The organism is Pelagicoccus mobilis (assembly GCF_016595505.1).
GTDB classification, from domain to species: Bacteria; Verrucomicrobiota; Verrucomicrobiia; order Opitutales; family Opitutaceae; genus Pelagicoccus; species Pelagicoccus mobilis.
The window spans coordinates 1-13,237 of sequence record NZ_JAENIL010000062.1 but is presented as its reverse complement, the minus strand read 5'-3'; the positions used below and the strand labels follow the sequence as shown (position 1 = coordinate 13,237).

Sequence of the window (13,237 nt, the reverse complement as noted above, 5' to 3'; positions counted from 1 at the left end):
GGATTTAAGAGAGAGAGGTCCACTCCTAATCATCCAACCGCCCCAAAGGCAAATTCTTCACGTTAATATTTGGAACAATCGACTTGGTCCTGTACTTTTTGGCGAAGCGTTCTGACTCCGCCATCGTCTTGAGCACCGGCAAACCATAGGGCATCCAATCACTTCCCGGATACCAATAATCGCTTCCAACATCGTACGCGCCGCGAAAGGAGTCCAGAGCTGCAACACCTTGAATCTCAAGGGCCTCACTCTGAGTAGCCCCTCCCCTAATCCCTAAATCAGACGGCACAAGATTCAGTTCCGAAAGCTCCCCGCCAGTAAACAGATCCCTTCTCTCACCCGTTAGGTTCCCCTGTATCGAACCTCTATCTACTATCGGGATAGCGGCAGAACGCATCGCAGCACGCTCGGGGTGAACCCGCTTTGCCTTTAGTTGCTTGGCGAGTTCCTTCTTCTCCCGTGGTCCAACCCGATCTTCAAGTTTCTCGATCAAGTTATTAAGCACATTCCAATCATCAATAGGAGGGAAAGTCGTATCCAAACTAGCATCACTCATCCCAACGTGATTGAGAACATTCCGAGTCAACGCGTCAGCAACCTCGTTATGCACAGAGGTGTTGTTATAGATATTGAACTGCCCGTAGCCCTCTATGTTCAAACCTCGCTTGGAAGCCCAAAAGACATTGTGGTGAATCGTTAATTCTTTGCCCCCTAAATCCAATCGCAGCGCGTTCCCGTGCACGTTATGCATCCAATTATGATGGAACTCGGTAAAATGCTGAGACTGAATCGGCATGTACACACCTGAGACGTCGCTATTGAAAATCCCCGCGTTAAATATGTTGTTGTACGACACTACCGGCACCGTATCCATTTCCTCAATTTTCGCTCGAATTTTAACCGCGTCAGAGCAGTTATTGAAAAAAGTGTTCCTGTTCAGTTGAAACGTTCCTCTCGCTTCCAGATACAGTGGAGCGCTTTCGAAATTCGCATGGCGATTGTTCTCCAGAAACACGCAATTCTCCACGGTGATATCCGATCCCGTCAGCTTCAGAGCGGAATTTTGTCCCCCAGCAAACAAGCATCGCTCGATGCTTATATTTGAGCCAGCAACCTCAATCGGCTTATCAATCTCCCCACCCTTAACGCGATCCACGTACAAGAGCTCCGCTCCAATATAGCTGAAGTGCACGTTCTTAAAGGCGATGCCGGCATTTGCATTAGAGCTTAAACGTACAGAACATCCTAGGAAATCAATTCCATCAAGGATCACGTCATTGAGCCCCTCATCTTGATCGATGCAGAAATCGTACGCTTTCGTGAGAATCACAGCATCATTCGGATTTGTTCCGTCGGGAGAATACAAATACAAGTACCCGTCCTCTACAAACCATTCTCCCGGGGCATCCAAAAGGTCTAGAGCGCCTGCGAGAAAGAACTTCGATTTATTAGGATGCCAGACATGGCTTTCCTTCAACGTGCGTAACGCATCTTCAGAACCTCTGCGACCATCCTCGCCGGTGAACTTCTGCTCATAGAAATCGTCGTCGTTCCAAACTAATGTGCGCCCATCAAACGACTCAACAGTTCGACTGTAACAGCTATTTCCCTTCCCGTATCGGATGAAACAATACGCGCCTGCAAGATTCAGGCCAGCGATTTCCTCGAACGCCTCGGAAGTTAAAACACCCGGGCCGGTCCCGTCGCCAGCAGCAGCCCATTTCTTTTCCCGAACCCAATTCTCCGCCCATCGCAGATTGGGCCAACATGCCCATGCCAGAGGCTGATCGTTGTAAAGCACCTGCTTCGGCTGCCCATTGAACTTAGCCCTGAAAATACCCTCAGCGTACTTCTCGAAACGGGAGTTCAGATGCTCAAGCCCGCTAAAGAAAACCTTACGAGGAGTCTTCGCCTCGATAGTGATGCCCGACTTAAGATTTAAACGGCCAGAATACACTCCGTCCAGAACCACCAAGGTATCGCCAGCGTTCATCTCGTTCACCGCACGTTGAACCACCCGAAACGGCTCTTCCTCACTCGTTCCAGCGTTACGGTCGTCCCCGTCCGGAGAAACGTAATAGGTAGTCGCGAAAGCCGCCTGAACAGCTGCGATAAATAGTAGGAGAACTCTCAGCATATATGTTTTCATTCAATCCAAAGGTTCCACCCCAAACGCACTAAGGCTTCTCAGATCTAGGGCCAATATTCCACCTTGTTTGATTACCTAGCGGATGCTCCGTCGGCAAGTCATCAGCAGTCCATGTCGCTCCTGGTATCCAGTATTCCCCATCACGATCATAAGCACCTACATCGGTAGCTTTACCTGAGGCATCGATTGGCAGGCCGTCGACCTCGGTTCCTGAATCGTGAAGTCGGCTCGCTTCACGCGGGCGGAAATCCCAATTGTCGGGATCCTGCAAAAGATCGCGAACGAATGTTTCGCCTCCCTCCTTCTCATTGTAGGCACTGGAGAGGCCTCCTTGCGTGGTATCGATCAGAAAGACGTTATGCGAAAATCCTCGTGGCTCCTTCCGATCATTTCTCCAGGCGATTATGTCGGCAGCATTGTTATGGAAGTTTGAATCGCGGTTTTGAACTTCCAGAATCTCATGCTTGGTCCACCATTTCTTTGGCTCTTGTCGCGTCGGCATGACCAATGAACCTCGTTTCGTTAGATGGAAGATCGTGTTGTTATAGACCTGATTGAGATCTCCTTTGACGATCACTCCCTGAAACGCGGTATTCCAAACCACATTGTGATGTACCGTCAGTCCACGCGTTTGATCATCCCCACGAATTCCTAAGTAGGACGAGTCGTGCACCCAATTATAAGCGCACACGCTGCCCAAAGCCCGCCCGCCGCCTGTATGGATAGCAGATATGTCCTTACACAGTTTTCCGGTATCGAATACATGGTTACCAACAATTAAATTATCGTGACCAGCGTAGCGAATACCTACGTTGCCCACTCGACTCACAGTGCAGTTTTGCACCTGAGACCCGCCACCTTCGCTTTCAGAAACGATCCCCGCGTAGGATATATCTCCGAGCCAATTGACATCGCGAACGACACAATTCTCAAGAATGTTATCGCTCCCAGAAATCTTGAAACCGCCATACTGACTGTTGGCCAGGCTACATCCACTAACCCGATTGTTCTTACCTGAAATGCTAACAAACTTTCCAATCTTCCCCTTAGGAATACGCTCTAGCGTAGGAAAGCGAAAGTGACACTCTTCTAACCTCCAGCCTTCGACATCGTCGACATCAACATAACTAGCGAAAAAATGTATCTTACTAAAATGAACATGTGAGGTTCCGCGAGAGCGCAATCCGCGAACTGAAGCGAGAGCCCTCAACTTGTGATCTGCAGGGTGCGCCCCTATCGGCTTGAAGTATAGCTTACCTTCATCGGCCTTATAAAACCACTCGCCTGCCGTATCCAAAGCTTCCAACTTTCCGAACAAATAGAAGTAGTCGTCCCACCAGCTTTCACCCTCCTCAATCCCGTTTCCCGGACGACGTATGGAGTCGTAGACAAGAGTCCCACTCTCCGAGTCAAAATCAGTCACCTCCCGTATGTGCGACCTAAACTGTTGCCCGACGTTGAGAACAGCATACGCCCCCCTCCAATCAATCGCCTGCCCCTTTAGCGCCTCGGAAACCAGAAACTCCTTTCTACTGCCTTCGCTCGACTGTGCCCAAGTCGAACGATCCCAACGCTGGGAGAAATCCGCATTGGGCCATCGCGCCTCGGTGAGTAAACGACGCCCATCGAAAAGCTGATCCACTGGGTCAGTAATTTTGGCGACAAAGATTCCATCCCGATAAGGCCTCCATTCACAACTCAATGGGCGTGTACCGTCAATGACCACATGTTCGTCCCTGTAGGCCGCAATTCGGATGGGAGAACCGTCCTCACCGGATACCCGGACTTCAATCACTTCCTCATAGACGCCTTGGCGGATGAAGCACTCATCTCCCGCCCCTAGAGAATCTACCGCTTTTTGGATACTAGCGTAAGGAGCATCGATCGTGCCCGGATTACTGTCAGAGCCATCCTTGCTTACGAAAACCGTTTTCGCCGATATCGATACGCTTGTGACCAGTGCGGCAAACAGGGCCATCTTCCGAACGTTCATAAGTTCAACCTAAGTGAGTTTTTAATTCCCAACAACAACAAGAGGGCAGAACCTCGCAGAGCCAATGGCCGACCAAACGATCCCCCCTAAATCCCGTCCGGGCTCCACTCAGGGATACCCAATTCAATCCGCTGTTTTTCGTAACGTAGATTCAGGGGTTGCTCTTCGGGAGGGACAGCCGGAAGCCCCTCGTTAACAAGCAATGACTCGGTTGAACGCCACCAACGATCATACGCAGAACTCAGCTCTGCCACAACTTCAGGATACTGCTCCGCAACATCACGACTCTCTCCTGGATCTTTGGATACATCGGAGAGTTGCACGGTACGTTCCCCTTCGACCAAATTAAAGACGAGACGCCAGCGTTCGGTGCGTACCGCAGCCCCGTTAAATTTGTTCTCCTCCCTACTTAGCTTATTCCAACGATCATCATCCCAGCGACCTTTGTGAACGAAGAGCTTTCGGTCCGGCCAATCTGATTGCGAGTTCTCCAACAGAGGCACCAACGAGCGTCCCAGTGGAGGAAGCTTGCTATCAGGGATCCTCGCTCCTGCGAGTTCACAGAAAGTTCGATATAGATCCAGGTGGGCGGTCAAAGCATCGACATCGGCCCCCTCCTCAAACCTGCCCTGCCAGTACCAGAATGAGGGCACGTGAGTCCCCCCTTCCCACGCCGAGTTCTTCTTGCCCTTCATTCCCGCATTAAACGGCAGCAGCTTCCGTCCATCTTTTTTGATTGGCCGCATACTCATGCCATTGTCCGTCATGAAAATAACCAAAGTGTCTTCCAACGCGCCCCACTCCCCCAAGGTTTCCATCAAACGCCCGAAGTTGTGGTCGATGTTCTCCACCATGCCGTACCGGGCTGCAGTGGATTCGTCGTACCCTTGGTCAAGAAAACGCTTCTTGTACTCATCCGGTGCGATCATCGGACCATGTGGAGCATTAAGCGAGATGTATGCAAAATATGGATCAGCAGAGTCTTCCTGCGTTTTGATCCAAGCCAAAGCCGCATCGAAAAACAGGTCCGTGCAAAACCCTTGGGTCTTCACCACTGTGTCATTGTGCAGCAGTACATTGTCGAAATACGGATTTTCTGAATTAGCGAAAAAGTCCCCGTAAAGCTCCTGCCCGATCCCGCCAGCACCATGCATGAGCACCTCGTCAAAGCCACGGTTTTGCGGAAGATATTCATCTTCATCTCCTAGATGCCACTTGCCAAAGAGTCCGGTTCGGTAACCGGAGTTCTGAAGCGCCTGCGGAAAGGTGACCACATCTAGAGCCATGCGTTCACGCTGCAGGATCGTGTGAGTGATCCCCACCTCGAAGGGTCGGCGTCCACTCATCATCGCCGCGCGAGTCGGAGCGCACGTGGGACTCACCTGAAAATCCGTGAAGCGCGTCGACATCTCATAGAATCGATCTATCTGAGGAGTGCGAACAATCTCATTCCCCATACAAGACAGATCGCCCATTCCTTGGTCATCTGTTAAAACCAAGATAATGTTCGGACGACTACCGGACAGCGTATCTGCGGTAGCCATACAACTGGCAACGAACAGCATCACAACGACACAACACTTCCAGCCAACTCCATTAAAGTGAGTTATCATCGAATTCTTCTAGGTTAGTGAGGCGACTCTCGCAAGATTCGATGTTTCGTACGAATATCGCCTCACAACTGTATCAAAGTTCAACTTTTATCGCGTATCCAAGTTCTGGATTGAACCCTTTGGGAAGCTCCACCTTCAGACCATTGGACGATTGAGAAAAAGGAACGGAACCCTGCCCGAGAACCTCGACAGACTTGATCTTGCCAATCTTGCTCCCAAACGCTTTCACCTCCGCTTTTCCATTCGGTTTAGCCAATGAGATAGCATAGAGAGCCGAACCTTTTTGCGTGAACCAAAAATCTTTATCAGTGAACTCGGCTTGGAAGCCATGTTCTTCACGTGCATTCGTCCCGCCCATATCGAGGGAAGTAGGGCCTTCCTTGGTAGTGCTCCATTTCGTGGTTCCATACAAAGCCTCGCCATTCACATCCATCCAGGCACCTACCGCTTCTAAATTGTCGACGCTCTCTTGCGGAACTGCCCCGAGGGCGGTCGGCCCGATGTTCAACATGTAGTTGCCCCCCTTGGACACGATCTCGATCAGCCAGAAGAGGATCTCTGTCGGTGACTTCCAGTCCTGATCGTAGCCGTTGAATCCCCAAGAATTATTAAAGGTGCCTACAGTCTCCCAAGGCTTAACGAGTTCGTCCGGATTTTCAGGGATCTTGTTATCACCGGGGATCGAGTAGTCGCCAAAACCATTACCAATACGCTCAGTAATGATGATCTGAGGCTGACGCTCGTAGACGATCTTGTAGAAATTGAAACTCTGATCCGCATCCATGCGCCAAGCCATATCGTACCAGAGGCACTTCATATCGGGAAACTTCTCCATCAGCTCGATCACCTGCGGGTAGGCCTTGTTTTCCAGATACTCTTGAAATGTGTTCGGGCTTGGGTCCCACGTGTTCGCGCCAAAAGAAAGAGTCCGGTGCTCCGTCTTCCATCCCTTCGCTTCGTACTCTGCCACGCGGCCATCGGAACCATCCGCCCAGTCGATATTGTGCGAATAATAAATGCCGAAATCGAGACCGATGCGCTTGCAGGCATCGTAAAGCTCTTGGACTGTATCACGCTTAAAGGGCGACGCATCCATCACATCGAAGTCGCTCACCTTGGAATCATAGAGAGCAAATCCGTCGTGGTGCTTTGTCGTGACAACCAGATACTTCATTCCAGCGCGTTTCGCCAATCCGGCGATCTCATCCGCATCGAAGAGAAACGGGTTAAAGCCCTCCGCTAGCTGGGCGTATTCCTCACGGGAAATCTTCGCCGCGTGCTGTATCCACTCTGCCACATGTGGACGACGCATGGAGTGGATCTTCTTGCCATCCCAAACCCCAGCAGGGATCGAATAAAGCCCCCAATGGATGAACATCCCGAATTTGGAGTCCTTAAACCACTCCATCGTTTCCGCCTTGGAAGCGTTCATCTGTTCCCACTCCTCGACGTGGGAAGTAGGCCAAACCTGCCTTGCACCGCCTAGACAGCCCTGCGCGGCGATTAGAGAGAACAACAACAGATACTTCATTCGTTTCATCAAATGTAATTTGTAAGAGAGTTATATAGAATCGGCATCAAGGTTTCGACACCGGTTACTAGGGGTCATCGGCTTCGAAACCGATAACCCCGTTAGTAATGTTCGCCTAGAAACTGAACGAATTCGTCAGGATAAAGCTCCGTGGCTCGACTGCTCTGTAGATCGTGTTGAGAGGTTGATTATCAGTGTTCACCTCTTCGTCCGCACGGATAGCAATCGGATCATCGTCATCCAAAACGTTTCGTACATTCAGCTGGATACGCCAATCAAAGTTGTCGAATTTCTTTTTGTATCCAAAGTTTAAACCAGTTGAGAGAAGAGAATCGCCTTCAAAAGGAAGGTTCGCATCCAGAAGTCCATTCTCATCCTGAGCCCAACCAATGGTCGCGTTCGATGCGTAATTCAGATTTCCCCCCAGATTGAAGCCCTTCATCGCTCCCTCTCGGAAATCGTAGGTAGCCAAGAGGCTGAATCTCCAATCACGCAATTCGATGGGGGCTTGCCCTTCCTGGGCGAGGACTCTCGCGAAGTCTCCATCAAGGCGATCGAGGCGTTCGCTTACCGTTTCGCTACCGCTTACGTCGATGTCCCCGTATTGCGATCTCAGCATAGGGTCGTTCTCAGCTCGATACATCCGAGAAGAAGGGTTCACGTTGGAGTTGGTCGCGTCGTTATAGCTGAGAGTGGATCGTACGCGCAGCCCATCAATCGGTCGAGCGTTCAGTACAAGCTCGATTCCTTTCGAATCGATATCGAAGGTATCGCTCACCTGCCCTAGTTCGTTATCAAGAAAGCTCGGATCCACTTCAACAGCCAGAGCTGACCAAATCTGATCGTAAGCCGCATTTATGAACGAATTATTCGATCCTGACTGGCGAGCGCTCTTTTGCGAGCTCTGGTAGTAGCTCAAGCGGAAGTCCAGCTTCCCGTTGTAGAGCTCCGCTTTGATTCCAATATCCTCAGTCTCGCCCTGTGAATATTCCACGGTCTCCCCCTGATAGTTTCTCTGGGCGGTAGAAGGAGCGAAGTTAGTCGAGGTATTGAAGGTAAGCGAGAAAAGATCCAAGGCTCCTTGTCCACGAATGAGATGGTACACAGCGCCTAATGAATAACTGTCCTCGGAAACGTCTGATACGCCAGCGTTCTCGGTCCGCTCCACCTCAATATCTTGATAACGAGTGAAGTACCCCCGTTCATCCTTCGTCCAACCAGAGCTGATATCGTATACGTCCTGCTCGTCGATACGGTACCCCAAGGTCGTAACCAAGCGATCGTCGAACCAGAAACTCTGCGCTGCCGCAAGGTAAGCGTTTTGCTTCGTCTCGATATTGAGCCCCGCCATAGTAGGCACCCATTCCGCACCAGGCAAACCGTTGCTAGCCAGGTAAGGCTGCAAATGCCTAACGTCACTCGGTTGTCCTGCAACCGCCGAAGGCGATCCGTCTAGATTAACGTAGTAGATGGGGCGAATCCGATTGTTCGCATTCAACGGATTTCCATTGAGCATGGTATCCGGGTCCGTATTCATAAGATCATTACGATTAGTAAAACGATGACCGACATTCTTTTCTGCCATCAATGCGAATTGACTGCGTCCGATCCATTCTGGACTGTCTTCCAAATCCAGATCGTAGGAAAGAGTCGCCCGCAGATTCGAAGCATCGTACTCAAACTCTTGCAAACGCATGCGACCGCTATCGATGTAGTACCTGCCGGCATTGGGGTTGTCTCCGTATCCTGGGATGTTGGAACTCGCATCAACGAAGAGATTACTCCCCATTCCAACGAACACATCCTTTTCGTGTTCAAAGGCGAAGTATGAGAGTTGCCCATACAGGTTCTCGGTAAAGCGATGTTCTAAGCTAATGTCGCCGATCCACGCGGAACGATCGTCAATTCTCCAGTCCGCGCCCAAGTTCGTCGCAGGGTCGTAAAGATCCAGATTCGATATCCCTGCTCGATTGGCTACGGACCAACGCGAGTCATTACCAACCGCATGGTGTTTCCAATTTTGCGATACAGGCACGCCCGAATCCGAAGAACCTAGGATTGCATTGATCCGATTCGGATTTCCGTAGCTGCGAATGCCGAGCGCTGCGTCTGTGGGATTTGCCTTACCATCGATCTCGACTGTCGCCATTCCATTGGCCCTCCAAAGATCGGATCGATCCTTGTAGATAGTTGAGACAGGTGCATTACGGGCGAAATCCATCCACTCGAAATTAGCATTGAGCGTAGTCTTTTCCGACGCCTTCCACTTCAAAGCGCCATACATACGAGTCTGGTCTTTCCACTGCGGATCCAGATACAGCTCCCGATCCTCTTCCAGCAAATCGAAACGTACCGCTAGCTTATCCTCTATCAGTGAAAAGTTTCCATGGTACTCGAAGCGCATCGTGCCATAGTTGTCAGTGCGATGGACCAGCTTATGAGAATCTTCCCCCAAGATGGGCTTTACAGTCTGGGTATTGATCAACCCGGCAGGATTGGCAGAACCGAACAAAATCGAATTCGCACCCGCTGAGAGGGTCGTACGCCCGACATTGTACGAATCCGCAGGAGGCATGTACTCACCTACCGCGCCCGCATGATAGTTCCGAGCGATGGACTCGGAGAACAAACCACGGATGCGAAATCGCTGGGCGCGGAATACTCCGGCAAAGTCGGTCTCGTTAATGGATGAAGTCTCCTGCTCCGCGCTTGGCAAATACGCAAGCATCTCACTTAGATCCGAGGCGCCAATGTCATCTAAAAAGTCTGAGGTCAAATGGGTGATTGACGCTCCTATATCCTTCATCTCAGAGCGCAATCGACTCCCCGCCAGAGTGTCGGATACCTTATAGGTACCTTCCTCGCCGGCGGTCACCTCGAAAGGCGAAAGTTCAAAGATCTCATCCGGCTGCTCAGATGACTGCTGCGCACAGACTCCCGCTGAGAGGGTCAACGCCGAAAACGAGGCGCACAGCCTCACTGCATTTTTGTGGTAGGGTATTTGTATGTTCATTTGTTTATTCGAGTTTTTTGGCACCGTGGGTAAGCCTAAGAGACATATTGCTCTGGCTCTCGAAATGGGGTGTTGGGGTATTCAATCCATTGCTAGGACTTCGATATACCCTACCAACATCCGACCACCCCCGCCCCGTTCAAATTGATAGTATGCAAAAAAAGGTTCTTTTGCGTTAATAACTGACAAAAGTTCCACCTATTGTGTAACTTCCCTCGCACTTATTCTCAATGACGAAACACCCCATCGTTCGCGTACTCGCCCTATGGATTCTATCGATGTCTCCACAATGGATTCTCGCGAGCGCCACCCAGAGTGAAATCAGCTCGATGTCCCTCTCCCAGCTAGAGGAACGCCTCGAAGAAATTGATTCGCGCCTCGAGGATTTGGCCAGCTACAGCCTGCGGGGAGGCATTGGAGCCATGGGCTATCACTCCCAACCCAATCACAGCGAGGCTTGGGTAGAAGTCGACCTCGGGCAACCCTACCCAATCGATCAGATCATCATCGTTCCAACCATCAGGCGAGATACCAACGAAGGCTTTCAAGCAGACGCATTCCCAAAACGATTCCGTGTTCTCGCGGGAAACAAAGACAATGAAAACGGGATCGAGATAGCCAACTACAGCTCCCCCAGCGACTCTTCCAACAGAATCGCGCCCCTCGTTATTCCTATACCCGAAGTACAAGCTTCCTGGGTACGACTCGAAGCGACAGAACTCGGTACTAGAGCGCATTCCGGATCCAAGGCTCTACTACTATCGGAAATGCTGATTTTCAGCGGGGCGGAAAACGTTGCCCTCCGTAGACCTGTCAAAGCTTCGACAAACGCGTCCGGTTGGGCAAACGCGTGGGACAAACGATTCCTCGTAGATGGACACACCCCCTACCTCATGAATTCTACAACAGGGAAGCAAAGCACCGCCTACCTGAGCAGAACCGGCGAGAGACCCAAATTGACCATCGATCTAGGAAAGATCTATCCCGTATCAAGAATCCATTTACACGCAGTTGAGCAGGGCGACACTGTCCCGCAAGCATTCAAGGGCGATCTAGGATTCCCAAATAGCATTCGAATCAAAGGTTCCTCCCAAGCCGATTTTTCAGACGCCCGCGACCTTCTAGTCCACCACCGTGAAGAGCTCTTCGATTCTGGCCCTATCATGATGTGGCGGATACAGGAAATCGCGTGCCGCTACATTAGGATCGAAGAAATAGCCCCCTCCCCCCTCCTCAATCCCAGCGTGGAGAACTCCCGTATCGGCTTTTCTGAAATCGAACTGTTCTCGAACGGGAAAAACGTAGCGTTCGAAGCGAACGTAACGGCAACGCCCCCAAGCCGATCCCCACGCCCCCTTTCTGCCCTAACAGACGGAAACAACTTCTTTGGAAAGATCTTGCCGATCAAAGATTGGCTCAACGAGTTGGCCATTCGCCAGGAACTAGAAATAGAGCGACCGCTAGTCGTCGCGGAACTGACCCTTCGCTACGCCAGGCAAACGAAGTGGTTAGAACGCATGTTCATGATCGCGATCCTGCTCACGATGGGGATGTTCATCACCGTCCTGCTCGGCCGCTATTTCCGAATACGCCAAGCCTCTCGGATTCGGGAACGTATCGCCGCGGATCTGCATGACGAGCTCGGAGCAGACCTGCACACCATCGGACTGTACAGCGACTTTGCCATGGATTCCCTGGATTCACGGGAAGAACTGATTGAGTCGCTCCAACTGATTCGCGAGTTCACCGACAGAAGCGGGACCGCGGCACGACACTGCGTAAACATCCTAGAGGCCAAAGGCATTTGCGAAGATCTCGTCGAGGATATAAAGTCCCTGTCTAAACGCATGCTCGCAGATCACCACCACTACGAAATCGAAATCAAGGGCCGAGCATTCCTCCGCGAACTTAAAGCGCAAAAACGGATCGACCTCTTTCTTTTCTACAAGGAGTGCCTGACCAATATTCTGCGCCACTCCGAATCCACCGAGGTTTCGACCCGTATCGAAGCCAACGCTCACACCACCCAACTCACCGTTAGCGACAACGGAAAAGGAGTTGCCAAATCCAACGGCAACCCGACACCGCCTTCCCTCAAACGAAGAGCTCGACTCATGAAAGCAAAAATAAAAACCGAGCATACCGCTGATGGCGGCACACTCATAGAGCTTACCCTCAAAAACCAAAGGTTCGGATTTCTAGGATGAGAGAAACAATACGAATCATGATGGTCGAGGATCACGCCGGGTACCGCCAAGCCCTTGAGCGTTCACTCCGCCGACGAGAAAACATGACGTTGCAAAGCCAATACGGAACGGCTGAGTTTGCCCTACGCGACATCCAATACGCCGCTGCTAAAGATGTACCCGAAATCCTGTTACTTGACCTAAACCTTCCCGGCATGACAGGGCTCGAGTCAATCCCTTGGTTCAAAGAGTACGCCCCCGAACTAAAGATCATCGTTCTAAGCCAGTCCAACGCCGAAGAAGACATTCTAAAAGCGATAAACCTTGGAGCGTCGGGCTACCTCCTAAAGTCGGCGAGATTTCGCGATATCGTCGACGGCATACAAACAGTGATCGATGGCGGTGCGTCACTAGATCCTCAAATCGCCAATTTCATCCTAAGCAAAGTCAAGATGCTTCAACCCAATAGCGAGCCCACATCCAAGACCCTCTCCGCTCGGGAAGTAGAAACCCTCAGCCTATTAGGGGAAGGATTCTCAAAAAAGGAAATCGCCGAAAAACTTGAGATCTCAACGACAACAGTCGCCTACCACGTCAGAAACATATACGACAAACTAGACGCCCTCAACGCGCCAGCCGCAGTCGCCAAAGGCTTCATGACCGGAATCCTACCCATCACGAAGCCATCCTCAGAATAGAGACTTTCCAATATTTGTAGGAGCGTGCTTGTCACGCGATTGCCGGCTATTGTT

7 protein-coding genes are annotated in these 13,237 nt (G+C 51.1%); 2 read left to right on the top strand and 5 right to left on the bottom strand.

What is annotated here, in order from left to right; all coding sequences use genetic code 11:
• Positions 1-25 precede the first annotated feature (25 nt).
• The 5 genes from JIN87_RS23660 to JIN87_RS23640 form a co-directional block, all read right to left on the bottom strand.
• Complete coding sequence (locus JIN87_RS23660) at positions 26-2,137, bottom strand: right-handed parallel beta-helix repeat-containing protein (protein ID WP_200358248.1); 2,112 nt, start codon at positions 2,135-2,137, stop codon at positions 26-28.
• Positions 2,138-2,177: 40 nt separating this feature from the next.
• Entirely contained in the window at positions 2,178-4,142 is a 1,965-nt protein-coding gene (locus JIN87_RS23655) for a right-handed parallel beta-helix repeat-containing protein (RefSeq protein WP_200358246.1), read from the bottom strand.
• Between the two features lie 86 nt (positions 4,143-4,228).
• Positions 4,229-5,755, bottom strand: a complete 1,527-nt coding sequence (locus tag JIN87_RS23650; protein WP_200358245.1) for an arylsulfatase — start codon at positions 5,753-5,755, stop codon at positions 4,229-4,231.
• A gap of 73 nt (positions 5,756-5,828) precedes the next feature.
• Positions 5,829-7,295, bottom strand: a complete 1,467-nt coding sequence (locus JIN87_RS23645) for an alpha-L-fucosidase (RefSeq protein ID WP_200358243.1) — start codon at positions 7,293-7,295, stop codon at positions 5,829-5,831.
• A 106-nt stretch (positions 7,296-7,401) separates the two neighbouring features.
• Entirely contained in the window at positions 7,402-10,299 is a 2,898-nt protein-coding gene (locus JIN87_RS23640) for a hypothetical protein (RefSeq protein ID WP_200358241.1), read from the bottom strand.
• Between the two features lie 230 nt (positions 10,300-10,529).
• Between JIN87_RS23640 and JIN87_RS23635 the strand changes: the two genes are divergently transcribed.
• Both JIN87_RS23635 and JIN87_RS23630 read left to right on the top strand, forming a co-directional pair.
• Positions 10,530-12,506: a discoidin domain-containing protein gene (locus JIN87_RS23635; RefSeq protein ID WP_200358239.1), complete on the top strand. Its 1,977-nt coding sequence runs from the start codon at positions 10,530-10,532 to the stop codon at positions 12,504-12,506.
• A complete protein-coding gene (locus tag JIN87_RS23630) occupies positions 12,503-13,183 on the top strand; it encodes a response regulator (RefSeq protein WP_200358237.1) in 681 nt (226 codons plus the stop codon). The genes JIN87_RS23635 and JIN87_RS23630 overlap by 4 nt, the downstream gene beginning before the upstream one ends.
• Positions 13,184-13,237 lie beyond the last annotated feature (54 nt).